The sequence below is a fragment of the Sphingomonas phyllosphaerae FA2 genome, assembly GCF_000427645.1.
Lineage (GTDB): Bacteria > Pseudomonadota > Alphaproteobacteria > Sphingomonadales > Sphingomonadaceae > Sphingomonas > Sphingomonas phyllosphaerae.
Map to the genome: position 1 here is coordinate 1,357,841 of NZ_KE386571.1, position 26,263 is coordinate 1,384,103.

Here is a 26,263-nt window from a genome sequence, read left to right on the forward strand (position 1 = left end):
CTTATGTACGACTTATATCTTCCGGGCATCGATCGTCCATACCGATGGTTAATCAATTTTTTACATTACAGGCATGATGTTGACGTTGGTTTACCGCTAAATCTTCTTTTAGATACTGACTTTGCTAACTTTTATACTACGGTCATGTAGCTTCACCTCACCCGTTTTATGTCTTACATAACCCACGCCGGCACAGATCGGCGGCGGAGATGGAGAGGAAGATGAAAGGGTTACGACTGGCGGCCGCGTGCGCGTTCGCCGCGGCCACGGCGGCACCGGCCTGGGCCGGACCAGCGACGATCAACAACGGATCGCAGTTCACCACCACCACCGGCGGACAGATCGATGCGCACGGCGGCGGCGTCATCAAGGTCGGCAATTACTATTATTTCCTCGGCGAGAACCGGAACCCGGATTATTCCTTCCGCGCCGTCTCCATGTACCGCTCGACCGACCTGAAGACCTGGGAATTCCGCAACGACATCCTGAAATCCAGCTCGGCGGATGAATTGAACTTCGTCAACATCGAACGCCCGAAAGTCATCTACAACGCCAAGACGAAGAAATACGTGCTCTGGGCGCACAAGGAAAATGGCAAGGATTACGTCGAGGCGCGCGTGGCGGTGGCGACCTCGGACACCGTCGACGGCGATTACACCTATCTCGGCAGCTTCAACCCGCTCGGCTACGAGTCGCGCGACATGACGGTGTTTCAGGATACCGACGGTTCGGCGTACCTGATCTCGTCTGCGGCCGTGAACTACGATCTCAACATCTACAAGCTCAGCGACGATTACACGAAGATCGACAGCCTGGTCGCGGTACTGAAGGGTTTCCACCGCGAAGCACCGGCGATCGTCAAGCGCGCGGGCACCTATTTCCTGCTCACCTCGGGCGCCAGCGGCTGGAACCCCAACCAGGCCGCCTATTTCACCGCGACCAGCCTCGCCGGGCCGTGGAGCGGGCCGACGCGCTTCGGCCATCCCTATACCTATAACTCGCAATCGACCTTCATCCTGCCGGTGCAGGGCTCGATGGGCACGTCATACCTCTACATGGGCGATCGCTGGGGTCCGGCCAGCGGACAGATCGTCAACGACTCGACCTATGTCTGGCTGCCGCTGCGCTTCCCGACCGCGACGTCGATCGACTTGCCCACCGCGTCGCAGATCACGATCGACGCCGCGCGCGGCACGATCGCGCTGGGCTCACCGGCGACGACTCTGGTGCGCGCCAAGGTCGCGCACAGCGGCATGTGCCTCAACATCAACGGCTACAACCAGACGTTCGGCGGCAAGGCGATCCAATGGACCTGCAACCGCGACGGCAACGAACAGCTCGAACGGCGACAGGTCGGCGACTATACGCAACTCGTCTTCCAGCACAGTGGCCTGTGCCTCGCGCAGGACAGCGACAAGCAATATGGCGCGCTCGCGACCCAGACATCGTGCTCGGTCGGCGCGCGCTCGCAATGGACGATCAGCGGCGACACGATCGTCAACCGCCAGTCGGGCTCGTGCCTCGCGATCGGCGGCGCGTCGAAAGACCCTGCCAAGGAAGCGATCGTCTGGCCGTGCACCGGCGACGCCGAACAGAAGTGGACGTTCGAATAAAGCACAAAAGGAAGGCCCGGTCGCCCGGGCCTTCCCCTTGTTGCCGGCGATCGCCGACGTCAGGCGCCCGGATCAGGCAGTCGCGGCCTCATACCGACGACCGGCCTCGTCCCAGTTCACCACGTCCCACCACGCCTTCAGATAGCCGGGGCGATCGTTCATATAGGTGAGGTAATAAGCGTGTTCCCACACGTCGTTGCCAAGGATCGGCGTGCCCTTTTCCTTGGCGTCGTCCATCAACGGATTGTCCTGGTTCGGGGTCGAGGTGACCTTCAGCGCCCCCGACGAATCCGCGATCACCCACGCCCAGCCCGACCCGAACTGGCCCGCGCCCTTGCCGTTGAAATCTTCCTTCAGCTTGTCGAGCCCGCCATAGGCGTCGATCGCCTCGGCCAGCTTGCCTGACGGCTGGGTTGTGCCCTTCGGCCCCATGATCTTCCAGAAGAAATCGTGGTTCCAGAACCCGCCGCCATTGTTGCGGATCAGCGGCGGCAGCGACGAGACGCGCGCCAGGATATCTTCGATCGACAGCCCCTCGAGCGACGAATCGGCAGCGACGCCCTCGTTCAGCTTGTTGGTATACGCCGCATGATGCTTGTCGTGGTGGAAGGTCATCGTCTCCTTGGAAATGACCGGCTCCAGCGCGTCATAGGCGTAAGGCAGCGGCGGCAGTTCGAAAGCCATAAATCCTCCTCAAGGTTCGCGTGCGCAACGCGATGCGCCCCAAATGGCTCCCCCGCACTCGTTACGCAACCGCTCCGATCAGATCGTGACGGCGCAGCGCGTGACGCAGCTGGTCGTAGCTGAGCCCCAGCGCCTCAGCGGTCGCGCGCTGGTTGAAGCGATGCTCGGCAAGCGATTTGGTCAGCAGCTCACGCTCGAACAGCGCCACGCGGCTCTTGAAATCGGACGGCCCGACCTCGCACGCCGCGACTTCCTCGTCCTCCTGCTCTCCCGCCGGCGGAGCGGCAGCAGCCGGTGCCGGCTGCGGCGCCGCACGCTTGCCGTTCGCGCCGGACGGGCGATACGGCGAGTCGAACGGATCGAATTCGATCGCCCCCACCGGCCCCGGCCGCTCCCAGCGATAGACCGCGCGCTCGACGACGTTGCGCAGCTCGCGGACGTTGCCGGGCCAGCGATAGTCGCGCATCGCGTCTTCCATCTCCGCCGAGAAGCCTACCCATTCGTCGCGCCCCAGCTCCGACGACATGCGCCGCCCGAAGAAATCGGCAAGCACCGGAATGTCGCTCTTGCGCGCGCGCAGCGGCGGCAGCGTCACCACCTCGAAACACAGCCGGTCGAGCAGGTCGGCGCGAAACGTATTGTCCTCGACGCGGTCGGGCAGATGCTCGTTGGTCGCCGCGACGATCCGCACGTCGACGCGCAGCGGCCGCGACGCCCCGATCCGCGTCACCTCGCCATATTCGACCGCGCGCAGCAGCCGCTCCTGCGCACCCATCGACAGCGTGCCGAGTTCGTCGAGGAACAATGTGCCCCCATCCGCCTCCTCGAACCGCCCGGCGCGCGCCTTCGACGCGCCGGTAAAGGCGCCGGCCTCATGCCCGAACAATTCCGCCTCGATCAGCGTCTCGGGCAACGCGGCGCAGTTCATCGTCACCAGCGGCTGGTCCCAACGCGGGCTGAGGTGGTGAAGCCGCTCGGCGACCAGCTCCTTGCCGGTCCCACGCTCGCCGATCACCAGCACCGGACGATCGAGCGCGGCCGCCCGGCTCGCGCGCTCCAGCGCGTCAAGGAAGACGCCCGATTGACCGATCACCTGCGTGCTACGCTTCATGCGCCAAGGATTGGCGCATTTTGCCAGACGATGGCAACCGTCAGTTTTTCCAATCAACAGCAAATGATCAGAAAAGTCCGCATTTCTGCGGATTTTTAAAACTGGCACGCCTCCTGCAATGCTTCAGGCAACAACGCATTCAGGGAGTTTCCACCATGATCAACACCGTCACCAGCAAGTTCGCCGCCCTCGCCCTCACCGTTCTCGTCAGCGCCACGATGGTGCTCGGCGCGGTCGGCCCGGCCACGGCGCTGGCGAATACCCCCACCGCTTCCGTGCACGCGACGGCGTGAGCGGAGGACGGGGTGCGGGAACAGACCCTCCCCGTACCCCGTCCAATCCGCTAAGAAGGCGCGAATACCCAAGGAGTCCGTATCGAATGGGCATTTTCTCCCGCACTCGCGACATCGTCGCCGCCAACATGGCCGAGTTGCTCGACCGTGCGGACGATCCCGCCAAGATGGTCCGCATCATCATCGCGGAGATGGAAGACACGCTGGTCGAGGTTCGCGCCTCCGCCGCCCGCACCATCGCCGATCAGAAGGAGATGCGCCGCCATATCGCCAAGCTGGCGGAACTAGAGGCAAGCTGGACCGAAAAGGCCGAGCTTGCGCTGTCCAAGAACCGCGAGGATCTCGCCAAGGCGGCGCTCGTCGAACGCCGCAAAGCGGCCGACATGGGGGCACAGCTCCGCGAGGAAGTGACCGGACTGGACGAGGCGCTTCGGTCCTCGGAAGAGGATATCGCCAAACTTCAGAACAAGTTACGCGAAGCACGCACGAAGCAGAATGCGATCGCGACGCGGCTGGAGAGCGCCAACACCAAGGCGCGGCTGCGCGAGATGTGGAACGGACCCAAGACGCACGAGGCGTTCAGCCGCTTCGAGATTCTGGAGCGCCGCGCCGACGAGGCCGAGGGACGCGCCGAGGCGATGGGCCTCACGCCCCGTTCGCTGGAGGATGAATTCAACGAGCTGCGATCGAACGACAAGATCGACGCCGAGCTTGAAGCGCTCAAGAAGCGCCTGAACAGGGAGGGTTGAAATGGATTTCGCTGCAATGGTCGCCATACTGGCTTTTCTCATCGGATTGCCGTGGCTGATCCTGCACTATGTGACCAAGTGGAAGACCGCGCCCAAGATGACCGGCGAGGACGAGCAGTTGCTCGACGAGATGTACAATCTCGCCCGCCGGCTTGAGGATCGCGTCAACACGGTCGAACGGATCGTCGCTGCCGACAATCCCGATTTTCGCCCCGGCGTCGCCGACTATCGCTCGGCAGCCGATTATCGTCTCGATCACCCCACGTCGCAGCGGAGGAACTGATGTCCGACAGCCGCACCAAATTCTACCTCGATCCGCAGAACGGCAAGTGGAAGGGCGTCTGCTCGGGGATTTCGGATTATGTCGGGATCGACGTCCTGTGGGTTCGTCTCGGCATTGCCGGGCTGACGATCGTCGCGCAGCAATGGTGGATATTGCTCGCGTACATCGTGGTCGCCTGGATCGTCGATCCGAAGCCGACCGGGCTCTATCAGGATCATGACGACCAGAAATTCTGGCAGGGCGTCCGAGCCAATCCGAAGCGGTCGACGGCCGAGGTGCGCGCCAAGTTCCGCGACATCGACCGCCGCCTCGCCGATATCGAGCTGCACTACACCAGCCGCAACTCGTCGCTGGCCAAGGAAATCGACAGCCTGCGCTAAGCGCAGCGTCAGCAAAGGGTTAGGTCATGCACATCAGTCCGCTTCTGATCCCGATCTTCGCGCTGTTGATCCCGATCATCGGGGCCCTGTCCGCGCTGGTTTTCAAGCCGTGGCTGGAACTCCAGCGCCGCAAGCTGGAGATCGAAGCCGAGCGTACTGCTGAAAAGGCCGCGCAATATGCGGCGCAGACCGAACGGCTCGAAGCCCGCGTCCGCGTGCTCGAGCGCATCGTGACCGACAAGGGCGTCGCGCTCGCCGACGAGATCGATGCGCTGCGCACGATCCCCGATCAGCGGCCGCTGAACTGAACACCTGAAGACGAACGAAAGAGGGAGAAATTATCGTGCCGTGGTCCGTAGCGATAATGGTGGTCATGATCGTGATGATCGTCACCATCGGCCGCGTCAGCCGGGAAAAGTATCGCGCCGAACGCGCGCAGCCGCGGCTGCCCGACAGCGGCGCCGATCCGCGCGCCTACGACGAAATCCGCCAGCTCAAGGAACGCATCGCGGTTCTGGAGCGCGTCATCACCGATCAACACGGCCGCAGCGATCTGGAACGCCAGATCGAAGAACTGCGGGACCGCTGACCGCAACGCCAGCCTAGGAGAAGGCAGCCATGTCCGATCCCCAGATTACCCTCACCCTTGCCGTCGCGTCGCTTGCCGGGCTGGCGATGCTGATCGTCGCCGCGCTCAACGGCTGGCGCGGCTGGCTCCAGCTCAAGAGCCAGGAGCTGCGTCTGGCGAACGAGCCCGCCCCGACCCACCATGCCGGCGCGCGGATCGAACTCGCCGATTTGAAAGAGCGGATCCGCAAGCTCGAGGCGATCGCGGCGGGCGTCGACCTCTGAATGGTTGCGGCCCGGGCGCCGGGGCGGTAGCCCGCCCCGCATGACCGAAGCCGCTGCCACGCTCGACGACGTCCGCGACGAATATGCCTTTCTCGAGGGCGACGACCGTTACCGCCTCCTCGTCGATCTCGGCCGCGCGCTGGAGCCGATGCCGGAGGCGCTCAAGACCGATGCGACATTGGTCCGCGGCTGCTCCGCCTCGGTCTGGGTCTATCCCGCGGTCCGTGACGACGGCCGGCTCCACTTCCTCGCCGACAGCAACGCGCACATCACCAAGGGCATCATCGCGCTGGTGTTGCTGACGGTGCAGGACCGCACGCCGTCGGACATCCTCGCGACGGACATCGAAGGCGAATTGGCCTCGTTCGACCTGAAAGCGCAACTCAGCTCGAACCGCACGCAGGGCATCCCCAACATGATCGCCCTGATCCGCGAAACCGCCGCCCGCTACGCCGCCTGACCTTCGTCATTCCCGCGAAGGCGGGAATCCAGACGCGCAGGTCCATCGACAGAAGCATAAGGTCCGAGGTTCTGGCTTCCCGCCTTCGCGGGAATGACGGGCGTGGTAGATGCGGGCGCGCCATCCCAGCACCCTCACCCCGCCATCGGCAACCGCAACCGCACCAGCAACCCGCCGAGATCCTCGCTCTCCTCCAGCGTCACCGTGCCGTCGTAGATCTCCGCAACGTCGCGAACGATCGCCAGCCCCAGCCCGGTGCCCGGCTTGCCCGTATCCAGCCGCACCCCGCGGTCGAAGATGCGGATGCGATCCGCCTCCGGGATGCCCATCCCGTCGTCTTCCACCAGGATCTCGACGAAACCGGCCTGCGCACCGACCGTCACGAACACGCTGCCGCCCCCATATTTCGCGGCATTCTCTACGAGATTGCCCATGATCTCGTCGAGATCCTGTCGCTCGATATGCGCGACCAGGTCCTTCGGCCCGCTCATGTCGATCCGCACATGCGGGTAAAGCCGCTGCACCGCGCGCTCGACCGACTCGACGCTCGGCCACACCTGCGCGCGGCTGTGCGCCGACCCGCGCCGCCCGACCGCGCGTGCGCGTGCCAGATGATGGTCGACCTGCCGGCGCATCGTCCGCGCCTCGCGGATTACGGTATCGGCGAGGTCGTCCGACTGCGCGGTCGCGGCATTCATGATGACGGTCAGCGGCGTCTTGAGCGCGTGCGCCAGATTGCCGGCGTGGCGCCGCGCTTCCTCGGCCTGCGTCTCGTTGTGCGCGACCAGCGCGTTCAGCTCCTCGACCATCGGCAACAGCTCCAGCGGCATCGCCCCGTCGATCCGGTTCGAGCGCCCGGCCCGCATCTTGGCGATCTCCAGCCGCAGACGGCGAAGCGGCAACAATCCATAAAAGGTCTGGAGCGTCGCCAGGATCGCCAATCCCAACCCTAGAAGCACGAAACTGCGCACCAGCGTCCGCCGGAGCACGGTAATTTGGGCGTCGAGCGCGTCCCCGCGGCTCGCGACCTGAAACCGCCAGCGCACATTCGACCCCGGCAGCGTCACGTCACGCTCCACGACCCGCAGCTTTTCGTCGGGAAACTGGGTGCTGTCGTAGATTCGAACGCCGCGATCGTTGTGCGGCTTCCCATACGCCAGCTCGCGATCCCACAGCGACCGCGACGGGAACGTCTCGTGCCCCGGCGCGGACACCTGCCAGTAAAGCCCTGAATAGGGCTCCAGAAAACTCTGGTCGGCGGGCTGCCGGTTGAAGCGCACCTCGCCGATCGGGTCGATCTCGGCCGACGCCAGCAACGATCGCAGCACATATTGCAGCTGATCATCGGCATTGGCCGTCACCGCCCCGACCAGCACGCGGTCGAGCGCGAACCCGCCACCAACCAGCAGCGCCGAAATCCACGCAAACGCGATCAGGATCATCCGCCGCGAAAGCGACCCGCTCGCCCGCGGCTTGCTGGGCTCGCCCTCGGTCACGGCGTCAGGCGTCCGGGTCTTCCAGGCTGTAGCCCAGGCCGCGGATCGTGGTGATCACATCCTGACCCAGCTTCTTGCGGATCCGCGTGACGAACACCTCGATCGTGTTCGAATCACGGTCGAAATCCTGATCGTAGATGTGCTCGATCAACTCGGTACGGCTGACGACCTTGCCCTTATGGTGCAGCAGATAGCTGAGCAGCTTGTACTCCTGCGCAGTCAGCTTCACCGGCTCACCGGCGCGCGTCACCTTGCCCGAGCGCGTATCGAGCCGCACGTCGCCCGCGATCAGCTCCGACGAGGCATTGCCCGAAGCGCGGCGGATCAGCGCGCGCAGCCGCGCGATCAGTTCCTCGGTCTGGAACGGCTTGGCGACGTAATCGTCCGCACCCGCATCGAGCCCGGCAACCTTGTCGGACCAGCTATCCCGCGCGGTCAGCACCAGCACCGGGGTGGTCTTGCCCTCCTTGCGCCAGCGATCGAGCACGGTGAGCCCGTCGATTTCGGGCAAACCCAGGTCGAGCACGATCGCATCGTAACTCTCGGTGGAGCCGAGAAAATGCCCCTCCTCGCCATCGGTCGCCAGATCGATGGCATAGCCCGCGCCTTCCAGCGTTGATTTCAGCTGCTGCCCCAGATTGGGCTCATCCTCGACGATCAGCACGCGCATCGGTGGTGGGGCTCCCTAGAATTCTTGGTGTCTGGCCGGCGGGCTAGCACGAAAGCCGGCCGGTATGGAATTGCGGCTTTCACCGCGCTGAACGTGCTCTAGCGTCCCGTCCGCCCAAGCACCTGCCCGGTACGTCCGTCGACATCGACCCAGATCACGGCGCCGTCGCGGAGAAACTTCAGCGTGTAGATCCCGCTCGGCATCTCAAGGTCGAAGCCGATATATTGCGCGTTGCGCATCGTCGGCACCACTCGCCGCTCGATCTCAGGCAGAGGCAGCAACTTGCCCTGTCGTCGTGCCTGCAGCGCCACCGAACCGTCGCGCGCCTGATCGGGCAACGGGGCGGCGATTACCGGCGCGGCCAGCCCGCAAAGGAGGAGCGAAGAAAGCATTCTCACCGGTGCTGGCATAGGCAAAGCGGCTTGAACAGCCTGTGAATGAGGAAAGCGGCGCATGTGTCCTTCGCGCAACTTGCCCCTGAGCCTGCGGTTCCCTAGGTCGCTGCACATGGCCGCACCAATATTGTCGTACGAAGACCTCGGGCTCGTTCAGGGGGCGGGATGGCTGTTCCGTCATCTGAACCTCTATGTCGGCGAGCGTGACCGGCTGGCGCTGATCGGTCGCAACGGGGCGGGCAAGTCGACGCTGCTGAAGCTGATCGCGGGCGTCATCGACGCCGACGAGGGGCGGCGGACGATCGTACCGGGCACCAAGGTCGTGATGCTGGAGCAGGACCCGGACGTCAGCGGCTTCGCGACGCTGCGCGACTATGCGCTGGCGGGGAACGACGCGCCGGAACATTATCAAGCAGATGCGATTGCAGACCAGCTCGGCATCGACCTGTCGCGCGAGGCGTCCTCCGCCTCGGGGGGCGAGCGGCGCCGCGCCGCTATCGTCCGCGCGCTGGCGATGGACCCGGACGTGCTGCTGCTCGACGAGCCGACCAACCACCTAGATATTGCGGCGATCGAATGGCTGGAGGACTGGCTGAAGCGCTTCACCGGCGCTTTCGTCGTCATCAGCCACGACCGGACCTTCCTCACCCGACTGACCCGGCAGACCTTGTGGCTGGACCGCGGCGAGCTGCGTCGCGCCGAGGTCGGGTTCGGCGGCTTCGATGCGTGGACCGAACAGGTCTATGCCGAGGAGGAGCGCAATGCACAGCGGCTCGACGCCAAGCTGAAGATCGAGGAGCATTGGCTGCAACGCGGCGTCACCGGCCGTCGCCGCCGGAACCAGGGCCGGCTGTCGAAGCTCAAGGAAATGCGCGCCGAACGCGCCGCGATGATGGGGCCGCAAGGTGCCGCCGCGCTCCAGATGGCGAGCGACGACAACAAGACCAAGGTCGTGATCGACGTCGATCATGTCTCGAAAAGCTTTGGCGATCGCCCGATCATCCGCGACCTGAACCTGCGTGTGGCGCGCGGCGACCGGATCGGCGTCGTAGGGCGCAACGGCGCGGGCAAGACGACCCTGCTCAAGCTGCTGACCGGCGAGCTGGAGCCCGACACCGGCACCGTCAAGCGCGCGAAGACACTCGACGGCATCTTCATCGACCAGCAACGCAGCCTGATGGCGCCGCAAAAGACAGTGCGGGACGTGCTGGCGGACGGCGGCGAATGGATCGACGTGCTCGGATCGCGCAAGCACATTCACGGCTATCTTAAGGAGTTCCTGTTCGATCCTTCGCTGACGGAGGCGAAGGTCGGCACGCTGTCAGGCGGCGAGCGCTCACGGCTGCTGCTTGCGCGCGAATTTGCACGCGAGTCCAACCTGCTGATCCTCGACGAGCCGACCAACGATCTCGATCTGGAAACGCTCGACCTGTTGCAGGAGGTGATCGCCGACTATGGCGGCACCGTGCTGATCGTCAGCCACGACCGCGACTTTCTCGACCGTACCGTCACGATCACTCTCGGGCTCGATGGATCAGGGCACGTCGATGTTGTCGCGGGCGGGTACGAGGATTGGGAGCGGCAGCGCCGTCCACGCATCGAGGCGACGAAGAAAGCCGCCGCGAAGCCCGCCGCTGCACCGGCACCCGTGGCCCCGACCCGGGTCAAGCTGAGCTACAAGGACCAGCGCGACTATGATCTGCTGCCCAAGAAGATCGAGGAGCTAGACGCGCGGATCGCCGCAGACGAGGTCGCGATGGCAGATCCGGGTCTGTATGCTCGCGATCCCGCCGCATTCGATCGCCTAAGCCGCAGCGTTGCCGCGCTCCGCGACGAGAAGGATGTCGCCGAGATGCGCTGGCTCGAACTCGCTGAGATTGTAGAAAATGCTTAAAAGTCAAAGAGCCGAGCTTACGCAGCCTTAACCCTTACACATTATTGCTCACCGCACGGAGGATGTGCTGTGAGCGGATCGGAACCCATCGACTTTGAACAACGGCTGGCTGCGTTCGGCTATAACGAACGCAGTTATGCGACGTTTCCCGTGGTACGGCGCGCGATCGAGCGCCACGCCCCCACTGCGCTCGTCGCGCTCTACAAGCACATCGCCGGCACCTCGGCGATCAGCCGGATGTTCCAATCGCAAGCGCGAATGGATCACGCCCGCGACAAGCAGCTCGAACACTGGCGGAAGCTGTTTTCGGGGCCGATCGATCGCAATTATGCGGCTGCTGCCTCGCATATCGGGCAGATCCACGCGCGCATCGGCCTCGCGCCGACATGGTACATCAGCGGCTATGCACGCATGCTGGAGCACGTGCTGCCGAAGGTGATGCTCGGCCGCCTGCTCTGGCCGTTCGGCGCCCGCCGTCGTTCGCGGGCCGCGACCGCGCTGGTCAAGGCGTCGTTGATCGACATGGACATCGCACTCGCCGCCTATTTCGAGGCCGAGCAGGCCGGCCGCCGCGCAGTGATCGAACGCTGCGGACAGGTGTTCGAGCGGATGGCGCAGGGCGACCTGACCGAGACGCTCGACGGGCTCCCCGCAGAATATCAGGCCCTCGCCGACAGTTTCGAGGCGATGCGCTCGCAGATGTCGACGACGCTCGGTGTCGTGACCCGTTCCAGCCAGCAGATCCGCACCGGCTCAGGCGACATCCGCCAGGCGTCGGACGATCTGTCGCAACGCACCGAACAGCAGGCCGCCTCCCTGGAGGAAACCGCCGCTGCGATGGACGAGATCACCTCGACGGTCCGCCAGACCGCTGACGGCGCCAGCCAGGCCAACCGCATCGTCGGCGAGGCGCGCGGCGAGGCCGAGGAATCGGGCCAGATCGTCCGCCGCGCGGTCGAGGCGATGGGCGGGATCGAACGCTCCTCGGCCGAGATCAGCGAGATCATCACCGTCATCGACGGCATCTCCTTCCAGACCAACCTGCTCGCGCTCAACGCGGGCGTCGAGGCGGCGCGCGCTGGCGAAGCCGGCAAGGGTTTTGCGGTCGTCGCCTCCGAAGTCCGCGCGCTGGCGCAGCGTTCGGCTGATGCGGCCAAGGACGTCAAGACACGCATTCTCGCCTCTTCGGAGCAAGTCGGCGTCGGCGTCGATCTCGTCAACGAAGCGGGCCACGCGCTCCAGCGCATCATCGGCCGGATCGGCGAGATCAGCGACCTCGTCTCGCGCATCGCCGCGTCGGCCAGCCAGCAGTCGGTCGGGCTCGGTCAGGTGAATACCGCGGTATCGGAGATGGACAACGTGACGCAGCGCAATGCCGCGATGGTCGAACAGGCCACCGCCGCCGCGCGCAACCTCGCCGCGGAAGCCGAAACTCTGTCCCGCGAGGTCGCACGCTTCCGCCTCGGCGAGACCGACAGCAACCCGGTCCACCGGATGCAGCAGCGGCTGGCGGCGGCCTGAACCCGGTTTTCTTCCTCCCGGTCACGGCGACCCGGAGCCCGCGAGCGGGACATCCGGGTCGCCCCTTTCGCGCAAATGCGGCGATCATCCGCGTCGATTGACTCTTAAATCTACATATGTTGTATTTCGGGTATGGCTCGAAATAGGCAACCCTCGCGACAGATGCGGCTCGTCCTGGCATCCTTGTCGAGACAGCGCGCCGAGTGGCGGCACGGCTATGACGTATTGAAGGAAACCGGGCTGTCATCCGGCACGCTGTACCCGCTGTTGATGCGGATGACCGACAATGGTCTGGTCGAGGCGGAATGGCGAGAGCCGGCGCAGCTGGGTCGTCCGCCGCGGCATGTCTACCGCCTGACCGCCGACGGTTTCACCCTGGCGCTGAAGCTGGCCGCAGAGGACGGGGCCTCGCCCGGCAAACCGGTGCTCGCATGACGCGCCCGCTCGCCCGCGCCATCATGATGATCGCCCTTGCCGGCATGGACATAGGCCGTGCCGACTGGTCCCGCGCGATGGCGGCCGAACTTGAAGTGGCGGCGGCTGACGGCCGCGCTCTACCCTTCGCCGGCGGGTGCCTCGTCGCGGCGGGGCGCGACATGCTCGCCAGCGCGTCCGGGCGCTTCGTTCTGACCAGCTATGTGTTAGCTTTGGGGATCATGCTGCCGATGGCGGCGCTCCAGATCGGCTGCGCGATCTTCGGGTTTCCCTATCTCTACCCCGATCAGCGCGGGCTCTCCGGCGCGCTGCTGGTCGGCAGCCCTCACGAAGCGTTGCTGCGCAGCATCTATCTGGGGGCCGTCCCCGCGCTTGCCCTGATCCAGCTGGCCGCCGGGATCGGACACCTGCGGCTTGCCTGGTCGCTGGTCGAGCGAAACTGGCCGGATGCCCTGCGCTGGTGCTTGTGGACCCTGTCCGGCGTCACCGCGCTCACCCTCTACATGAGCGTGCTTTTCCTCGATAGCCGACAGGCCATGCTGCAAGCGGCGGTGGTCGGGATCGAGCTTGTGATGCTGGTCGTCATCGTCCGCCGGCACGCCGACCTTCCCGCACCGATCGCTGCCGAGCAGCCCGGCTGACGCTTCGACAAGAACGATTACCACGCTGCCTTCGACCCTCCGGCCACATCGCGCGGAGGAACGACCGGTCGCGCCCACGATCCACAAGCAAGGAGGAAGTCACATGTCCCCAATGCCCTCGCGCCGTGCAGCAATCCTGTTGACGGCGCTCGCCTGGATCACCGTTCTCCCGACCGGCGCAAACGCGCAATCGCGGAATGCATCCACGGCCTCGCCGTTCTTCGGGCAATGGGAACTCGACCTGACCCGGCTGCCCGGCACCTACGGCCCCGCGCCCCACCGCGTCGTCTACGATTTCCAGGCGATCGGCGATGGCAAGTGGCATGTCACGGTAGACATCACCGACCGCGACGACAGCGTTCGCCATATGGCAGTCTCCGCTCGGCCGGATGGAACGATGGCGCTGAGCGAAGGCGAAAACGGCGAGGCAGACAGCGCCGCTCTCATGACGCCGACCCCGAACGTCCTCGTCATCAATCTTGTGCGTCAGAAGATGCTCGGTTCGGTGCGGACCTATATCGTATCGCCCGACGGCAAGGAGATGACCGAGTCCGCCGCTGCGACCACCGGCGAGGGTGCGCCATTCGTCCGCAACTTCCACTACAAGCGGCTGCGCTAAGATCCCGTCCGGTGCCCCCTGCCACGCAATAGTCGCAGGGGAGCATTGGCAGCCCGCGGAACGCGCTAGTCCAGCCGCACCCCTTCGCGTCCCGCTACCTCGACGACATATTGCCACGCCACGCGTCCGGAGCGGCTGCCCCGGCGCGTCGCCCATTGCACGGCGTCCCCCGCATCGAACGGCAATCCGTAGCGCTCGGCATAGCCGCGCACGATCGCCAGATACCCGTCCTGATCGACGACATGGAAGCCGAGGCTCAGGCCGAAGCGATCCGCCAGCGCCATCTGGTCGTCAACCGAGTCGCGCGGGTTGATCGCGCTTTCCTGTTCCTTGATGTCGCGGGTCACCAGATGCCGGCGGTTCGAGGTGACGATCAGCCGTGCATTCGCCGGCCGCGCCTCCGCCCCGCCCTCCAGCAGCGAACGCAGCACGCGCGCCTCGGCCGCCGCATCGAAGCCGAGATCGTCAAGGAAGATCGCGAACGCGCGCTTCTGTCCCGCCACTATGTCAAAAAGCCGCGGCAGGGTCTCGAGCCGGTCCGCCGCGACCTCGACCAGCGCCAGCCCGCCCCCTGCCGCCTGCACCGCGCAGACCACCGCCTTTACCAACGCCGACTTGCCCGTTCCGCGCGCACCCCACAGCAGCGCATCCTGTGCGGGTAGCCCCTCGGCCAGTCGCGTGAGATTAGCGAGCAACGCCGCCTTCTGCGCCTCCGCCCCTTGAAGCAACGTCAGCGGCAGCGGCGCGAACGCCCGCGCCGCCGCCAGCGCTCCGTCACGCCATACATAGGCAGGATGCGCCAGCGGATCGGCGCTGGCGGGTGGCGGGGGCGCGAGCCGCTCCAGCGCAGCGGCAATCCGGTCGAGGGCGTCGGTCATGTCACCACCGGCTAATCCGGTCGTCACGTTGCCGCAACGCAATATCATGCATAAGGAAACCTTGCACGATCAGACGTGTTGAGCGTCGGGGGCGGAGTTGCGCTCTCACGGGGGAACAGGAGCAGCAATTGACTGAAATCGTGCCGGTGATCCTTTCAGGCGGATCAGGTACTCGCTTGTGGCCAATGTCGCGGCCGGAGAAACCCAAGCAGATGCTCGCCCTCACTGCGAGTGAGACGATGTTGCAATTGACCGCCGCACGCGCGCATGGCGATTCGTTTGCCGCACCAATCGTCGTCGCCAATGCCGCGCATGCCGATGCGGTCGAGGAACAACTCGGCGCGATCGGCACCCTGCCCAGCGCGTTGATCCTTGAGCCCGCTGGCCGCAACACCGCTCCCGCGATCGCGCTCGCCGCGCTTAGCGCCGGGGCAGATCAGGCGATGCTGGTGATGCCCTCTGATCACGTTATCGCCGACCGTGAGGCGTTTCACGCCGCGATCCACGCCGCGCTGCCGCTCGTCGAACAGGGCTGGCTGATCACCTTTGGAATCACCCCCGACGCGCCAGAGACGGGCTATGGCTATATCAAGGTCGGCGAGGAGATCGCCACCGGAGTCCACCGCGTTGCGCGCTTCGTCGAGAAGCCGAAGCGCGACGTTGCCGAGGCGATGATCGCGTCGGGCGACCATGCGTGGAACGGCGGGATCTTCCTCTTCCGCGCCGACGCCTATCTGGCCGCGCTTGAACAATTCGCTCCCGAGATCCTTGGATCGGTGCGAAAGGCGTGCGCCGGTGCGCGGCGAGAGGGCGCGCGCGTCTATCCCGATGCCGACGCCTTCGCCGCGTCGCCATCCGACTCGATCGACTATGCGGTGATGGAGAAAGCCGATCGCGTCGCGGTCGTGCCGGTGGCGATGGGCTGGAGCGACGTCGGTAGCTGGGACGCGCTCCACGCGATCAGTGAGAGCGACGCGCGCGGCAACGTCGTCAACGGCGAAGTCATCATGCTCGACAGCGGCAATTGCCTTGCCCGCAGCGACGGTGTGCGGATCGCGATGGTGGGGGTCGAGGATTTGATCGTCGTCGCCAGCGGCAACGACGTGTTGATCCTGCCGCGCGGGCGCAGTCAGGACGTCAAGCTGTTGCTGGAAGCCATGAAGGGCTGAACTGTTGCGTCCCCCCGGAGCCGATCCGGGGCGACGACATGAAAACGCCCGCCTTACCCCAGCATCACCCACGCCCAGCACGCCGCCAGCCCTGCGCATCCTGTCAACAGCTGGGGTGGGCGAAGCCGCGCAAAGTGCGCCGGTGCGTTCCCCGCCAGCGCCGCGCGCCGGTCGAGCAGCGCCGCCAGCGCATAGCCGGCCGCGAGCAGCGCCAGCGAGGTACTGACGAACGGCACCACCAGCGCCAGACCCGCGATCGTGAAATAGCCGACCGCCGCGACGATCTCGACCGGCGTCGACGCGCCCGGCGTCGCGAAACCGAACCCGCGCCGCACCCCGCCGATGAACGACAGGATCAACCCGCCCCAGACGATCGCCAGCCGCACCGCCATGACTCCCCATCCGGGCGCGAGCACCCAAGCGCCGATCCCGGCGGCGACGAGCGGGAGCATCGGGCCATAGCCGAACACGATGCTGTCGGTGGGGATGCGGACACGCTGATTCATGTCCGCCGAACGCACGGCCGCCGCTTCAGTCGCGTGCGAAGATGTCTTCGTGCGGAATGGTGAGGTTGAGAGTCGGGAGGACGATGTCACATCGCGCCGGCAGGCTATCGAACCATCCCGCTTCCGATCGCGCGCTGACGATCACCGTCTCCCCCTCCGGGTCGACGAAGACGATCGCTTCGACACTTGGGAGCGCCTGGTATTCGGCCTTCTTCGATCCCAGATCGATCGTGCGCGTCGATGGCGACAATATCTCGACCACGATCCGAGGGGCCGAAAGATACCGATCGTCGCCGCTGTCGCCGGGTTGACCCCAATCGACGGTGACGTCCGGATACCGTACAGAAGCGTCATGCGTCAGGATCGCCATGTCCGATCCATAAGGACGGCAGCCCGATCCACGCAGCCGGTTTCCCAAGGCGATCAGGATATTCGCCTGCACGCGCGCGTGATCGCGTGAGCCGCCCGCCATCATGCGGATGACGCCGTTGTCGAGCTCGGCCTTTAAATCCGGCCCGAAATCGATCTGGAGAAACTCCGCTGCGGTCAGCAGACGCGGTTCACCAAGGCTGAGCAGCGTGGCCATGGCAGGAGTATAGGAGATCGCCACCCGCAAACAAAGGGCCGGCGGATCTCTCCGCCGGCCCTTCGCCGTAACGCGCTGGCGGCAGCGGCAAAGCCACTGCCCTGGACGTCAGACCGGGTCGGCGCTGCCGACCGGCTGTCCGCGCCGCGGCGAGTCCTGCGCCAGCCACGCCGGCGCAGGCCGCCTTCGGCTTAGAAGTCCATGCCGCCCATGCCGCCCATGCCGCCGCCGGCGGGCATGGCCGGAGCCTTGTCCTCGGGCAGCTCCGAGACGGTCGCCTCGGTGGTGATGAGCAGACCTGCCACCGACGCGGCGTTCTGGAGCGCGGTGCGCACGACCTTGGTCGGGTCGATCACGCCGGCCTGCACCAGGTTCTCGTAGGTGTCGGTCGCGGCGTTGAAGCCGAGCGACGTGTCGTTGCCGTCGAGCAGCTTGCCCGACACCACCGCACCGTCGTGACCGGCGTTCTGCGCGATCTGGCGGACCAGCGAGGTCAGCGACTTGCGGACGATGTCGACGCCGCGCGTCTGGTCGTCGTTCTCGCCGGTGAGACCGTCGAGCGCCTTCGACGCGTACAGCAGCGCGGTGCCGCCGCCCGGGACGATGCCTTCCTCGACCGCGGCGCGGGTCGCGTGCAGCGCATCGTCGACGCGATCCTTGCGCTCCTTCACCTCGACCTCGGTCGAACCGCCGACCTTGATAACCGCGACGCCGCCCGCGAGCTTCGCCAGACGCTCCTGGAGCTTCTCGCGGTCGTAGTCGGAGGTGGTCACTTCGATCTGCTGGCGGATCGCCTCGGTGCGGCCCTTGATCGACTCCGCATCACCCGCACCGTCGACGATGGTGGTGTTGTCCTTGTCGATCGTCACGCGCTTGGCGGTGCCGAGCATGCCGAGCGTGACGCTCTCGAGCTTGATGCCGAGGTCCTCGCTGACGACTTCGCCCTTGGTCAGGATCGCGATGTCTTCCAGCATCGCCTTGCGGCGATCGCCGAAGCCCGGTGCCTTGACGGCCGCGACCTTCAGGCCGCCGCGCAGCTTGTTCACCACGAGCGTGGCGAGCGCCTCGCCTTCGATGTCCTCGGCGATGATCAGCAGCGGACGGCCAGACTGCACCACCGCCTCGAGGATCGGCAGCATCGCCTGCAGCGACGACAGCTTCTTCTCGTGGATCAGGATGTACGGGTCGTTGAGCTCGACCTGCATCTTCTCCGGGTTGGTGATGAAGTACGGCGACAGATAGCCGCGGTCGAACTGCATGCCCTCGACGACGTCCAGCTCGAACTCGAGGCCCTTGGCCTCCTCGACGGTAATGACGCCTTCCTTGCCGACCTTTTCCATCGCTTCCGCGATCTTCTCGCCAACCTCACGGTCGCCGTTCGCGGAGATGATGCCGACCTGCGCGACTTCCTGCGAGCCCGAGACGGGCTTGGAGCGCGCCTGGATGTCGGCGACGACCTTGACGACCGCCAGGTCGATGCCGCGCTTCAGGTCCATCGGGTTCATGCCGGCCGCAACCGACTTCATGCCCTCGCGGACGATCGCCTGCGCCAGCACGGTGGCGGTGGTGGTGCCGTCACCCGCGATGTCGTTGGTCTTTGACGCCACTTCGCGCACCATCTGCGCGCCCATGTTCTCGAACTTGTCCTTAAGCTCGATTTCCTTGGCGACCGACACACCGTCCTTGGTAATGCGGGGCGCACCGAAGCTCTTGTCGATCACGACGTTGCGGCCCTTCGGCCCCAGCGTGACCTTCACCGCATCGGCGAGGATGTCGACGCCGCGCAGGATGCGCTCACGCGCGTCGCGACCGAATTTCACGTCCTTGGCTGCCATGTGGCTACCCTTTCAGATGACGAATGTTGAGAAAGTTGAGGCGGTCGAACGCTCAGGCGATGATGCCGAGGATGTCCGATTCCTTCATGATGAGCAGGTCTTCACCGTCGACCTTGACCTCGGTGCCCGACCACTTGCCGAACAGGATGCGATCACCGGCCTTGACGTCGAGCGGGGCGACCTCGCCCTTGTCGTTCTTGGCGCCCGCACCGGCGGCGACGACTTCGCCCTCCTGCGGCTTTTCCTTGGCGGTGTCGGGGATGATGATCCCGCCGGCCGTCTTCTCTTCCGCCTCGACGCGGCGGACGAGAACACGGTCGTGCAACGGACGAAAGTTCATTGCTCTTTACCCCTCTAAGGTATGTGACACTTCTTTGGCACTCGACCCAGCCGAGTGCCAGCGGTTCGCATATGTGGGTGCCCTCCGCCGGGGTCAACGCCCGCCCGCAAATTTTTGGGAACCGCCCGGCGGGACGTGCGTGCGATCAGGCGGTATGTGGCGAAAGGTGCAGCCGCTCGCGCGCGCTCCACCGCCAGATCAGCAGCGCGGAGACGACGCCGAGCCCGACCGCCAGCCCCCACCAGATCCCCGCCGCGCCCCAGCCGAGCCCGAAGCCGAGCAGCAGCGCGGTCCCGAACCCCGCGCCCCAATAGCCGGCGATCTGGATGAGCATCGGCACGCGCGTATCCTGCACCCCGCGCAGCACGCCGGCCGCAACCGCCTGCGCGCCGTCGACCAGCTGGAAGATCGCTGCGATCCCCAGAAGCGCGATCGCCAGCGAGGCCACCGCGCCCTCGCGCGCCGGATCGACGTACATCCGCACCAGCCAGTGTGGCACCGCCCAGAACACCATTGCGCTCAGCGCCATCACCGCGATCCCGGTCACGATCGCGACGTTGCCGGCGCGCGCCACCCACGCGCGGTCGCCCGCGCCGAACGCAAAGCCAACGCGGATCGTCGCCGCCTGCGCGAGTCCGAACGGAATCTGGAACGCGATCGCGGCGATGTTGAGCGCCACCGCATGCGCGTCGATGGCCGCGACCGAGATCAGCCCCATCAGCAGGCCCGCACCGCCGAACAGCCCGCCCTCAGCCATCCAGCCGAGCGCGATCGGCGCACCGAGCCGCGCAATCTCCGCCATCCGCGACCATTCGGCGCGCCACCATTTGCCGAGCAGGCGATAGCGGCGCAGCCGGCGATCGGTCAGCAGGATCACGACATAGGCCGCGCAGGTCGCCGTCGAGACGATCACGCTCGACAGAGCCGATCCCTCCAGCCCCAGCGCCGGGAAGCCGGCATTGCCGAACACCAGACACCAATTGGCGAACACCGCGACGCCCAGCGCCAGCGCGGTGACCATCAACGCCCAGCCCGGTCGCCCCAGCGCCGCCGCGGTCAGCCGGATCAGCGCCGCGCCGACCGCGGGGAGCACCGCCAGCGACAGCACGCGGCAGAACGCCCCGGCGCGCGCCGCCACCGCCGGATCCTGACCCGCGAGCCGCAGCAATGGCGCGACGCAGTTGAGCACCGCGATCACCATCAAAGACCCGAGCACCGCCAGCCACATCGCCATCCGGAACGACCGCCGCACCTGCCGCACCGCGCCGACCCGCCGCCCGAGCGCGGCGGCGATCAACGGCTCGGCCGCACCGACCATCCCGATCAGTCCGAAGCCGAGGATATGGAAGAAGAACACGCCCAGCGTCGCGGCGGCGAACTCGACCGGCCCGAGCCGCGCGACGAACACGACATCGACCGCGAACACCGCCATCTGGAGCAGGTTCGCCCCGATCAGCGGCCCTGCCAGCGCCCCCAGCGCGCGTAGCTCCGCCGCCCAAGTCGGCGGCGGCGCCTGCGTCAGCGGCGCGAGGGTGACGTGCGGGTTCATGGGTGGAGCCCTAGCCGAGCCGGTCCGTCATGGCGACCCCGCCCTGCCACCGTCATCCATGGCGACCCTGCCCTCTACCGTCGTCCCCGCGCAGGCGGGGATCCAGACGCGCAGATCCGGCGATAGAAGCGCAACGGCGGAGATTCTGGATTTCCGCCTCCGCGGGAATGACGGTTGTTGGTGGGTCGGTGCCCATGGTCGCCCCCGCCATTTACCCTCAAAGCGTATTGCCCCGGTCATACACGCCGCGCTACGGTCGCCGCCACGTAACGCAAGGTGGCAGGAACGATGAAGCTGATACGCGGCGCCTGGAAGCTGCTGGTCGGGATCAAGGACGCGCTGGTGCTCGTCGCGATGCTGCTGTTCTTCGCGGTGATCTTCGCCGCGCTCAACGCGCGGCAGCGCCCGGCGGCGATCGGTGACGGCGCGTTGGTCCTGAAATTCGACGGCCCGATTGTCGAACAGCCCGAGGAAGTGCCGCTCACCGCGCTGGTCAGCGGGCAGCAGGTCGGCAAGCAATATCGCCTGCGCGACGTGCTGCGCGCGATCGACACCGCGCGCACCGACGACCGCGTCAAGGCGATCGTCCTCGATCTCGATCGCTTCGGCGGCGCCTATCCGGCGGTGCTCGGCGAGGTGCAGGCGGCGTTGCTCCGCGCGCGCACCGCGGGCAAGCCGGTGCTCGCCTATGCCACCGCCTATACCGACGGCGGCTATCGTCTCGCCTCGGCGGCGAGCGAGATCTGGATGGATCCGCTCGGCGGCACCTTCTTCGCCGGCCCCGGCGGCAACCAGCTGTTCTACAAGGGGCTGATCGACAAGCTGGGGGTCAACGCGCACGTCTATCGCGTCGGCAAGTTCAAGTCGGCGGTCGAGCCCTATACCCGCACCGACCAGAGCCCCGAGGCGCGCGAGGCGAGCCAGGCGCTCTACGGCACGCTCTTCGACCAGTGGCGCGAGGCGGTGTCGACCGCGCGGCCCAAGGCGCAGCTCGCGCCATGGCTCGGCAATCCCGCGCAGCTCGTCACGCAGATGCAGGGCGACGTGTCGCGCGCCAATCTCGCGACCGGGCTGGTCGACAAGCTCGGCGATCGTGTCGCATTCGGCCGCCGCGTCGCGCAGTTGGCCGGCGGCGACGACAAGAAGGTCGCCGGCTGGTTCAAGACGATCAACTACACCGCCTATGTCGCCGCCAACCCGCTGCCCAAGAAGGGCAAGGTCGGCGTGCTGACGATCGCGGGCGAGATCGTCGATGGCGAGGCCGGCCCCGGCAAGGCGGCGGGCGATACCGTGTCGAAGCTGCTCTATGACGGACTCGTCGACAACGACCTCAAGGCGCTGGTGGTGCGCGTCGACTCGCCGGGCGGGTCGGTGCTGGCGTCGGAGAAGATCCGGCTCGCAATCATGGAGGCCAAGCGCCGCGGGCTGCCGGTGGTCGTCTCGATGGGCGGGCTCGCCGCGTCGGGCGGCTATTGGGTGTCGACCCCCGCCGACGTGATCTTCGCCGAGCCCGGCACGATCACCGGTTCGATCGGCATCTTCGGGATCATCCCGACCTTCGAGAACACGCTGAAGAAGATCGGCCTGTCGACCGACGGCGTGAAGACCACCCCGCTGTCCGGCCAGCCCGACGTGCTCGGCGGCACCACGCCGGAGCTGGACCGAATCGTCCAGGCCGGGATCGAGCATGGCTATCTGCAATTTCTCACCCGCGTCTCGCAGTCGCGCAAGCTGCCGGTCGAGCGCGTCAACGAGATCGGTCAGGGCCGCGTCTGGGTCGGCGGGATCGCGCAGCAGCTGAAGCTGGTCGACCGCTTCGGCGGGCTCGACGACGCGATCGCCGAGGCGGCCAGGCGCGCGAAGCTCGACGACGCGCAGCCGGTGTGGCTGGAGAAGAAGCCCGGCTTCGCCGCGCAGATCGCGCAACAGGTCGCCAGCCAGGAAGACAATGACGACGACGCCAGCGCGCCCGACACGCTGTCGCGGCTGACGTGGCAGCGCCAGCAGGCGTTCGCCGCTGCGCTGGGCGATGCGAAGCGGATGCTGGGCGGCGCGGCGGTGCGCGCGCAATGCCTCGAATGCGTCGGACTCGGCCCGATTCCGGCGCGCGCCGAGGATCGGAACCTGTGGCAGCTCGTCGTCGCGCGGATCGGTCTGTGATGCCGCAGGGCCCGATCACGATCCGCGCCGCGACCGGCGACGACGCCGCCGCTATCGCCGCGATCTACGCGCCGTTCGTGCTGTCCGGCACCGTTTCGTTCGAGAACGCGGCCCCTGATGCAGAGGCAATGCGCGCTCGGATCGAAGGCTCGGACGGCTATTATCCGTGGCTAGTCGCGACCACCGATGACGCGGTTCTGGCCTACGCCTATGCTACGCGGTTCCGCGACCGGCCGGCGTATCGCTATGTCGTGGAAACCTCAATCTACGTCGGCGGCGCGACGCATGGGCAAGGCGTCGGGCGGCTATTGTACGAGGCGCTGGTCGATACCTTGCGTGCGCAAGGGTTCACGCAGGCGATCGGCGTCATCGCGCTTCCCAACGACGCCTCGATCACGCTCCACGAAGCGGTCGGCTTCCGCCGCGCGGGGGTGTATCGCGAGGTCGGCTACAAACAGGGCCGCTGGATCGACGTCGGCTTCTGGCAGTGCGAGCTGAACGACAGTGCGATCCCGCCGGTCGAGCCGAAGCCGTTCAGCGTCACGGGCGTCCGCCGCGACTGACCTCGCTGTCGATCAAGGCGCCCGTTGTCGGCCCTGCGCAGGCAGGGGCCCATGTCTGCATCGTACGTCGCCCCACCTGACACTTGACCGACATGCCTGTGTCAGCTGCCCGAATCTGACGGGCGCCCGCCGCATATGATCCGTCGCCCCTGCGCAGGCAGGGGCTCATGGCTGGATCGTACGTTGCACCAACTGACACACGACCCACGTGCCTGTGTCGAATGTCTCATCAAGCCGAGACAGACATAGGCCCCTGCCTCCGCAGGGGCGACCAAATGTGTGTTTTGACCGTCGCCCCGGCGGCGTCGCACTAAGGAGCCGGCCGCTCCGCCTGCGCCTCGGCGAGGATCACGGCAAACTTGCCCTCGGCATCGGTCCATTCGCGCACCGGCGTCCACCCGCCCGCGCGCAGCAGGATGCGTGCGTCGCGCTCGCCATATTTGTGGCTGTTCTCGGTATGGATCGACTCGCCGGCCGCGACGACGAACTCGCGCCCCTCGACCGTGAAGTCGACATCGCGCGTCGCGACGAGATGCATCTCGATCCGCGCGCGATCGTCGTTCCAGCGCGCCTCGTGCGCGAAGGCGTCGACCGGTACCGTCCCGTCTAGCTCGCGGTTGATCCGCTCCAAAAGGTTGCGGTTGAACGCCGCGGTGACGCCCTGCGCATCATCATAGGCCGGAACCAGCACCGCCGGGTCCTTGATCCGGTCCATTCCGATCAACAGCATCGCACCCTCTCCCAGCGACGCGCGCATCGCGCGCAGCAGGTCGATCGCCGCCAGCGGGATCAGATTGCCGATCGTCGAACCGGGGAAGAAGCCCAGCTTGGGCGCATCGCTGATCGTGTGCGGCAGCGTCAGCGGGCGCGTGAAATCGGCCTCGAACGGCAGCACCAGCAATTCGGGGAAGGCATCCGACAGCTCGCGCGCCGATTGGCGCAGGAAGTCGCCCGAGATGTCGATCGGCACATAGGAGGAGGGCTTCACGCAGCGCAGCACGATCGGCGTTTTGGTCGACGAGCCCGACCCGAACTCGACCACCGCGCGCCCCTCGCCGACGATCTCCCGCAGCTCGGGGCACAGTCCTTCGAGCAGCGCGGTCTCGGTCCGCGTCGGATAATATTCGGGCAGATCGGTGATCTGCTCGAACAATTCCGACCCGCGATGATCGTAGAACCACCGCGCCGGGATCGCGCGCGGGCGGCGTTCCAGCCCGGCGAGCACGTCGGCGCGGAACTGCGGGTCGGCGAGCGTCACCTGCCCGTCCTCGATCTCAGGCTTAAGCATCAAAGGTCCTTTGCCAGCCGCACGCCGGTGAACTGCCAGCGCTGGTGCGGATAGAAGAAGTTGCGATAGCAGGCGCGGGCATGGCCGCGCGGGGTCGCGCAGCTCCCGCCGCGCAGCACGAACTGCCCGTTCATGAACTTGCCGTTATACTCGCCGACTGCGCCCTCGACCGGATGAAACCCCGGATAGGGGCGATACGCCGAGCCGGTCCATTCCCAAACGTCGCCGAAGAACGCCGGCCCGCCGTCGGACGGCCGCGGTTCGATCGCCCAAGCGCCGTCGAGCTGGTTGCCCGCGCTCGCGTCATGCGGCGCGGCGGCTGCCTCCCACTCGAACTCGGTCGGCAGCCGCGCGCCCGCCCAGCTCGCATAGGCATCCGCCTCGTAGAAGCTGACATGCGTCACCGGCGCTGCCGGATCGACCGCGCGCCGCCCGTCGAGCCCGAAGCGCGTCCACGCCCCCTCGCGGTGCTCCCAATAGAGCGGCGCGCCGATCCGCTCGCGCTGCACCCATGCCCAGCCGTCCGATAGCCACAGACGCGCGTCGCGATACCCGCCATCAGCGATAAACGCCGCCCATTCGCCGTTGGTGACGGTGCGATCGGCGATCGCGTGGGGGTGGAGCAAGGTGCGATGCCGCGGCCCCTCGCAATCGAACGCGAAGCCGCTGCCGTTATGCCCGACCTCGACCACGCGCTCGCCGCTTTCGATCCAGCCGACCGGCCCGGGCATCCCGACCGGCACCTTGCGCTCGGGCGACCAGACCGCCGGTTCCAGCGGGTTTTCCGAAAACAGATGCAGCACGTCGGTGACGAGCAACTCCTGATGTTGCTCCTCGTGATGGCACCCCAGCGCGACCAGCTCGAACGCCGCCGCGGGCAGCTCGGCGAACTTCGCCAGCACCGCTGCATCGACGGCGTGGCGATAGGCCAGCACCTCGTCGAGTGTCGGCCGGGTGATCATTCCGCGCCGCCCGCGCGCGTGGCGTCGACCCTCTGCCTCGTAATAGCTGTTGAACAGGAATGGGAAGCGCGCGTCGTGCAGCGCATAGCCGGGCACATGATCGCGCAACACAAAGGTTTCGAAGAACCATGTCGTATGCGCCAGATGCCATTTCGCCGGCGAGGCGTCGTCCATCGACTGGATGGTCGCATCGGCATCGGACAGCGGGGCGACAAGCGCCTCGCTCAGCCGCCGCACCTGCGCATAACGCTGCGCCAGCGGATCTGTCCCGGCGCCATGCCGAGGGAGCGCTTCCATGATCGTCCTCCTGCAGCCATACGGGAGATCGGGC

At 66.3% G+C, this 26,263-nt stretch carries 30 protein-coding genes; 17 read left to right on the forward strand and 13 right to left on the reverse strand.

What is annotated here, in order from left to right:
* Positions 1 to 221: 221 nt before the first annotated feature.
* Positions 222 to 1,613 (forward strand): family 43 glycosylhydrolase, encoded by a 1,392-nt coding sequence (locus tag SPHPH_RS0106815; RefSeq protein ID WP_028966023.1) that lies wholly within the window; start codon positions 222 to 224, stop codon positions 1,611 to 1,613.
* Between the two features lie 72 nt (positions 1,614 to 1,685).
* On the opposite strand, the gene SPHPH_RS0106820 is transcribed toward SPHPH_RS0106815, so the two are convergent.
* Positions 1,686 to 2,297: a superoxide dismutase gene (locus tag SPHPH_RS0106820; RefSeq protein ID WP_028966024.1), complete on the reverse strand. Its 612-nt coding sequence runs from the start codon at positions 2,295 to 2,297 to the stop codon at positions 1,686 to 1,688.
* Positions 2,298 to 2,358: 61 nt separating this feature from the next.
* On the reverse strand, positions 2,359 to 3,408 hold the full coding sequence (pspF, locus tag SPHPH_RS0106825; protein WP_028966025.1) for a phage shock protein operon transcriptional activator: 1,050 nt from the start codon (positions 3,406 to 3,408) through the stop codon (positions 2,359 to 2,361).
* A 155-nt stretch (positions 3,409 to 3,563) separates the two neighbouring features.
* Here pspF and SPHPH_RS21065 point away from each other — a divergent pair, with 155 nt between their 5' ends.
* From SPHPH_RS21065 to SPHPH_RS0106865, 8 genes are all read left to right on the forward strand, one after another.
* Positions 3,564 to 3,701: a hypothetical protein gene (locus tag SPHPH_RS21065; RefSeq protein WP_156025861.1), complete on the forward strand. Its 138-nt coding sequence runs from the start codon at positions 3,564 to 3,566 to the stop codon at positions 3,699 to 3,701.
* A gap of 86 nt (positions 3,702 to 3,787) precedes the next feature.
* Complete coding sequence (gene pspA / locus SPHPH_RS0106835) at positions 3,788 to 4,450, forward strand: phage shock protein PspA (protein ID WP_028966026.1); 663 nt, start codon at positions 3,788 to 3,790, stop codon at positions 4,448 to 4,450.
* Between the two features lies 1 nt (position 4,451).
* Positions 4,452 to 4,733: an envelope stress response membrane protein PspB gene (gene pspB, locus SPHPH_RS0106840; protein WP_028966027.1), complete on the forward strand. Its 282-nt coding sequence runs from the start codon at positions 4,452 to 4,454 to the stop codon at positions 4,731 to 4,733.
* Positions 4,733 to 5,113 (forward strand): envelope stress response membrane protein PspC, encoded by a 381-nt coding sequence (gene pspC / locus SPHPH_RS0106845; RefSeq protein ID WP_028966028.1) that lies wholly within the window; start codon positions 4,733 to 4,735, stop codon positions 5,111 to 5,113. The genes pspB and pspC overlap by 1 nt, the downstream gene beginning before the upstream one ends.
* 26 nt (positions 5,114 to 5,139) lie before the next feature.
* Positions 5,140 to 5,421: a hypothetical protein gene (locus SPHPH_RS0106850; protein WP_156025863.1), complete on the forward strand. Its 282-nt coding sequence runs from the start codon at positions 5,140 to 5,142 to the stop codon at positions 5,419 to 5,421.
* Between the two features lie 65 nt (positions 5,422 to 5,486).
* Positions 5,487 to 5,702, forward strand: coding sequence for a hypothetical protein (locus tag SPHPH_RS0106855; protein WP_238302936.1), 216 nt, complete (start codon positions 5,487 to 5,489; stop codon positions 5,700 to 5,702).
* A 29-nt stretch (positions 5,703 to 5,731) separates the two neighbouring features.
* Complete coding sequence (locus tag SPHPH_RS0106860; RefSeq protein WP_028966031.1) at positions 5,732 to 5,965, forward strand: hypothetical protein; 234 nt, start codon at positions 5,732 to 5,734, stop codon at positions 5,963 to 5,965.
* A gap of 40 nt (positions 5,966 to 6,005) precedes the next feature.
* Positions 6,006 to 6,425 carry a SufE family protein gene (locus SPHPH_RS0106865; protein WP_028966032.1) on the forward strand — a complete coding sequence of 140 codons (420 nt, stop codon included), beginning with the start codon at positions 6,006 to 6,008 and terminating at the stop codon, positions 6,423 to 6,425.
* 134 nt (positions 6,426 to 6,559) lie between these two features.
* On the opposite strand, the gene SPHPH_RS0106870 is transcribed toward SPHPH_RS0106865, so the two are convergent.
* From SPHPH_RS0106870 to SPHPH_RS0106880, 3 genes are all read right to left on the reverse strand, one after another.
* The gene (locus SPHPH_RS0106870) at positions 6,560 to 7,867 is read right to left on the reverse strand and encodes a sensor histidine kinase (protein ID WP_028966033.1); all 1,308 of its coding nucleotides are present in this window, start codon (positions 7,865 to 7,867) and stop codon (positions 6,560 to 6,562) included.
* A 58-nt stretch (positions 7,868 to 7,925) separates the two neighbouring features.
* Positions 7,926 to 8,591 carry a response regulator transcription factor gene (locus SPHPH_RS0106875; RefSeq protein ID WP_028966034.1) on the reverse strand — a complete coding sequence of 222 codons (666 nt, stop codon included), beginning with the start codon at positions 8,589 to 8,591 and terminating at the stop codon, positions 7,926 to 7,928.
* Between the two features lie 98 nt (positions 8,592 to 8,689).
* Positions 8,690 to 8,983 carry a hypothetical protein gene (locus SPHPH_RS0106880; protein WP_202900644.1) on the reverse strand — a complete coding sequence of 98 codons (294 nt, stop codon included), beginning with the start codon at positions 8,981 to 8,983 and terminating at the stop codon, positions 8,690 to 8,692.
* Positions 8,984 to 9,098: 115 nt separating this feature from the next.
* On the opposite strand from SPHPH_RS0106880, the gene SPHPH_RS0106885 reads away from it, so the two are divergent.
* The 5 genes from SPHPH_RS0106885 to SPHPH_RS0106905 all read left to right on the forward strand — a co-directional run bounded on the left by SPHPH_RS0106885 (position 9,099) and on the right by SPHPH_RS0106905 (position 14,096).
* Positions 9,099 to 10,880 carry an ABC-F family ATP-binding cassette domain-containing protein gene (locus tag SPHPH_RS0106885; RefSeq protein ID WP_028966036.1) on the forward strand — a complete coding sequence of 594 codons (1,782 nt, stop codon included), beginning with the start codon at positions 9,099 to 9,101 and terminating at the stop codon, positions 10,878 to 10,880.
* A gap of 69 nt (positions 10,881 to 10,949) precedes the next feature.
* Entirely contained in the window at positions 10,950 to 12,401 is a 1,452-nt protein-coding gene (locus SPHPH_RS0106890) for a globin-coupled sensor protein (RefSeq protein ID WP_028966037.1), read from the forward strand.
* Positions 12,402 to 12,563: 162 nt separating this feature from the next.
* A complete protein-coding gene (locus tag SPHPH_RS0106895; RefSeq protein ID WP_028966038.1) occupies positions 12,564 to 12,836 on the forward strand; it encodes a PadR family transcriptional regulator in 273 nt (90 codons plus the stop codon).
* Positions 12,833 to 13,477, forward strand: coding sequence for a hypothetical protein (locus tag SPHPH_RS0106900; RefSeq protein ID WP_037488226.1), 645 nt, complete (start codon positions 12,833 to 12,835; stop codon positions 13,475 to 13,477). The genes SPHPH_RS0106895 and SPHPH_RS0106900 overlap by 4 nt, the downstream gene beginning before the upstream one ends.
* A 103-nt stretch (positions 13,478 to 13,580) precedes the next feature.
* The gene (locus SPHPH_RS0106905) at positions 13,581 to 14,096 is read left to right on the forward strand and encodes a hypothetical protein (RefSeq protein ID WP_238302938.1); all 516 of its coding nucleotides are present in this window, start codon (positions 13,581 to 13,583) and stop codon (positions 14,094 to 14,096) included.
* Between the two features lie 65 nt (positions 14,097 to 14,161).
* Here SPHPH_RS0106905 and SPHPH_RS0106910 read toward each other — a convergent pair whose 3' ends face one another.
* Positions 14,162 to 14,974 carry an ATP-binding protein gene (locus tag SPHPH_RS0106910; protein ID WP_028966041.1) on the reverse strand — a complete coding sequence of 271 codons (813 nt, stop codon included), beginning with the start codon at positions 14,972 to 14,974 and terminating at the stop codon, positions 14,162 to 14,164.
* 140 nt (positions 14,975 to 15,114) lie between these two features.
* Here SPHPH_RS0106910 and SPHPH_RS0106915 point away from each other — a divergent pair, with 140 nt between their 5' ends.
* Positions 15,115 to 16,143, forward strand: coding sequence for a mannose-1-phosphate guanylyltransferase/mannose-6-phosphate isomerase (locus tag SPHPH_RS0106915; RefSeq protein ID WP_081668541.1), 1,029 nt, complete (start codon positions 15,115 to 15,117; stop codon positions 16,141 to 16,143).
* Between the two features lie 53 nt (positions 16,144 to 16,196).
* On the opposite strand, the gene SPHPH_RS0106920 is transcribed toward SPHPH_RS0106915, so the two are convergent.
* The 5 genes from SPHPH_RS0106920 to SPHPH_RS0106940 form a co-directional block, all read right to left on the reverse strand.
* The gene (locus tag SPHPH_RS0106920) at positions 16,197 to 16,649 is read right to left on the reverse strand and encodes a DUF3429 domain-containing protein (RefSeq protein ID WP_028966043.1); all 453 of its coding nucleotides are present in this window, start codon (positions 16,647 to 16,649) and stop codon (positions 16,197 to 16,199) included.
* Between the two features lie 25 nt (positions 16,650 to 16,674).
* On the reverse strand, positions 16,675 to 17,235 hold the full coding sequence (locus SPHPH_RS0106925) for a Uma2 family endonuclease (protein WP_028966044.1): 561 nt from the start codon (positions 17,233 to 17,235) through the stop codon (positions 16,675 to 16,677).
* Between the two features lie 191 nt (positions 17,236 to 17,426).
* Positions 17,427 to 19,070 carry a chaperonin GroEL gene (groL, locus tag SPHPH_RS0106930; RefSeq protein WP_028966045.1) on the reverse strand — a complete coding sequence of 548 codons (1,644 nt, stop codon included), beginning with the start codon at positions 19,068 to 19,070 and terminating at the stop codon, positions 17,427 to 17,429.
* A 52-nt stretch (positions 19,071 to 19,122) separates the two neighbouring features.
* Entirely contained in the window at positions 19,123 to 19,410 is a 288-nt protein-coding gene (groES, locus tag SPHPH_RS0106935; protein WP_028966046.1) for a co-chaperone GroES, read from the reverse strand.
* Between the two features lie 145 nt (positions 19,411 to 19,555).
* Complete coding sequence (locus tag SPHPH_RS0106940; protein WP_156025865.1) at positions 19,556 to 20,959, reverse strand: MATE family efflux transporter; 1,404 nt, start codon at positions 20,957 to 20,959, stop codon at positions 19,556 to 19,558.
* 288 nt (positions 20,960 to 21,247) lie between these two features.
* Here SPHPH_RS0106940 and sppA point away from each other — a divergent pair, with 288 nt between their 5' ends.
* On the forward strand, positions 21,248 to 23,119 hold the full coding sequence (gene sppA, locus SPHPH_RS0106945; RefSeq protein ID WP_028966048.1) for a signal peptide peptidase SppA: 1,872 nt from the start codon (positions 21,248 to 21,250) through the stop codon (positions 23,117 to 23,119).
* Complete coding sequence (locus tag SPHPH_RS0106950) at positions 23,119 to 23,682, forward strand: GNAT family N-acetyltransferase (RefSeq protein ID WP_037488228.1); 564 nt, start codon at positions 23,119 to 23,121, stop codon at positions 23,680 to 23,682. The genes sppA and SPHPH_RS0106950 overlap by 1 nt, the downstream gene beginning before the upstream one ends.
* Before the next feature lie 310 nt (positions 23,683 to 23,992).
* On the opposite strand, the gene egtD is transcribed toward SPHPH_RS0106950, so the two are convergent.
* Positions 23,993 to 24,970: an L-histidine N(alpha)-methyltransferase gene (egtD, locus tag SPHPH_RS0106955; RefSeq protein WP_028966050.1), complete on the reverse strand. Its 978-nt coding sequence runs from the start codon at positions 24,968 to 24,970 to the stop codon at positions 23,993 to 23,995.
* On the reverse strand, positions 24,970 to 26,229 hold the full coding sequence (egtB, locus tag SPHPH_RS0106960) for an ergothioneine biosynthesis protein EgtB (RefSeq protein WP_051272880.1): 1,260 nt from the start codon (positions 26,227 to 26,229) through the stop codon (positions 24,970 to 24,972). The genes egtD and egtB overlap by 1 nt, the downstream gene beginning before the upstream one ends.
* Between the last annotated feature and the right edge of the window lie 34 nt (positions 26,230 to 26,263).

Bases quoted from the DNA above. Each gene is read 5' to 3' on its own strand.
- pspA (WP_028966026.1), top strand. From the start codon at position 3,788: ATGGGCATTTTCTCCCGCACTCGCGACATCGTCGCCGCCAACATGGCC.
- pspB (WP_028966027.1), top strand. From the start codon at position 4,452: ATGGATTTCGCTGCAATGGTCGCCATACTGGCTTTTCTCATCGGATTG.
- groES (WP_028966046.1), bottom strand. From the start codon at position 19,410: ATGAACTTTCGTCCGTTGCACGACCGTGTTCTCGTCCGCCGCGTCGAG.
- SPHPH_RS0106850 (WP_156025863.1), top strand. From the start codon at position 5,140: ATGCACATCAGTCCGCTTCTGATCCCGATCTTCGCGCTGTTGATCCCG.
- SPHPH_RS0106870 (WP_028966033.1), bottom strand. From the start codon at position 7,867: ATGATCCTGATCGCGTTTGCGTGGATTTCGGCGCTGCTGGTTGGTGGC.
- SPHPH_RS0106815 (WP_028966023.1), top strand. From the start codon at position 222: ATGAAAGGGTTACGACTGGCGGCCGCGTGCGCGTTCGCCGCGGCCACG.
- pspC (WP_028966028.1), top strand. From the start codon at position 4,733: ATGTCCGACAGCCGCACCAAATTCTACCTCGATCCGCAGAACGGCAAG.
- SPHPH_RS21065 (WP_156025861.1), top strand. From the start codon at position 3,564: ATGATCAACACCGTCACCAGCAAGTTCGCCGCCCTCGCCCTCACCGTT.
- SPHPH_RS0106900 (WP_037488226.1), top strand. From the start codon at position 12,833: ATGACGCGCCCGCTCGCCCGCGCCATCATGATGATCGCCCTTGCCGGC.
- SPHPH_RS0106920 (WP_028966043.1), bottom strand. From the start codon at position 16,649: ATGAATCAGCGTGTCCGCATCCCCACCGACAGCATCGTGTTCGGCTAT.
- egtD (WP_028966050.1), bottom strand. From the start codon at position 24,970: ATGCTTAAGCCTGAGATCGAGGACGGGCAGGTGACGCTCGCCGACCCG.
- SPHPH_RS0106895 (WP_028966038.1), top strand. From the start codon at position 12,564: ATGCGGCTCGTCCTGGCATCCTTGTCGAGACAGCGCGCCGAGTGGCGG.
- SPHPH_RS0106865 (WP_028966032.1), top strand. From the start codon at position 6,006: ATGACCGAAGCCGCTGCCACGCTCGACGACGTCCGCGACGAATATGCC.
- SPHPH_RS0106820 (WP_028966024.1), bottom strand. From the start codon at position 2,297: ATGGCTTTCGAACTGCCGCCGCTGCCTTACGCCTATGACGCGCTGGAG.
- groL (WP_028966045.1), bottom strand. From the start codon at position 19,070: ATGGCAGCCAAGGACGTGAAATTCGGTCGCGACGCGCGTGAGCGCATC.
- SPHPH_RS0106950 (WP_037488228.1), top strand. From the start codon at position 23,119: ATGCCGCAGGGCCCGATCACGATCCGCGCCGCGACCGGCGACGACGCC.
- sppA (WP_028966048.1), top strand. From the start codon at position 21,248: ATGAAGCTGATACGCGGCGCCTGGAAGCTGCTGGTCGGGATCAAGGAC.
- SPHPH_RS0106880 (WP_202900644.1), bottom strand. From the start codon at position 8,983: ATGCTTTCTTCGCTCCTCCTTTGCGGGCTGGCCGCGCCGGTAATCGCC.
- SPHPH_RS0106905 (WP_238302938.1), top strand. From the start codon at position 13,581: ATGTCCCCAATGCCCTCGCGCCGTGCAGCAATCCTGTTGACGGCGCTC.
- SPHPH_RS0106925 (WP_028966044.1), bottom strand. From the start codon at position 17,235: ATGGCCACGCTGCTCAGCCTTGGTGAACCGCGTCTGCTGACCGCAGCG.
- SPHPH_RS0106910 (WP_028966041.1), bottom strand. From the start codon at position 14,974: ATGACCGACGCCCTCGACCGGATTGCCGCTGCGCTGGAGCGGCTCGCG.
- SPHPH_RS0106875 (WP_028966034.1), bottom strand. From the start codon at position 8,591: ATGCGCGTGCTGATCGTCGAGGATGAGCCCAATCTGGGGCAGCAGCTG.
- SPHPH_RS0106940 (WP_156025865.1), bottom strand. From the start codon at position 20,959: ATGAACCCGCACGTCACCCTCGCGCCGCTGACGCAGGCGCCGCCGCCG.
- pspF (WP_028966025.1), bottom strand. From the start codon at position 3,408: ATGAAGCGTAGCACGCAGGTGATCGGTCAATCGGGCGTCTTCCTTGAC.
- SPHPH_RS0106885 (WP_028966036.1), top strand. From the start codon at position 9,099: ATGGCCGCACCAATATTGTCGTACGAAGACCTCGGGCTCGTTCAGGGG.
- egtB (WP_051272880.1), bottom strand. From the start codon at position 26,229: ATGGAAGCGCTCCCTCGGCATGGCGCCGGGACAGATCCGCTGGCGCAG.
- SPHPH_RS0106855 (WP_238302936.1), top strand. From the start codon at position 5,487: ATGATCGTGATGATCGTCACCATCGGCCGCGTCAGCCGGGAAAAGTAT.
- SPHPH_RS0106860 (WP_028966031.1), top strand. From the start codon at position 5,732: ATGTCCGATCCCCAGATTACCCTCACCCTTGCCGTCGCGTCGCTTGCC.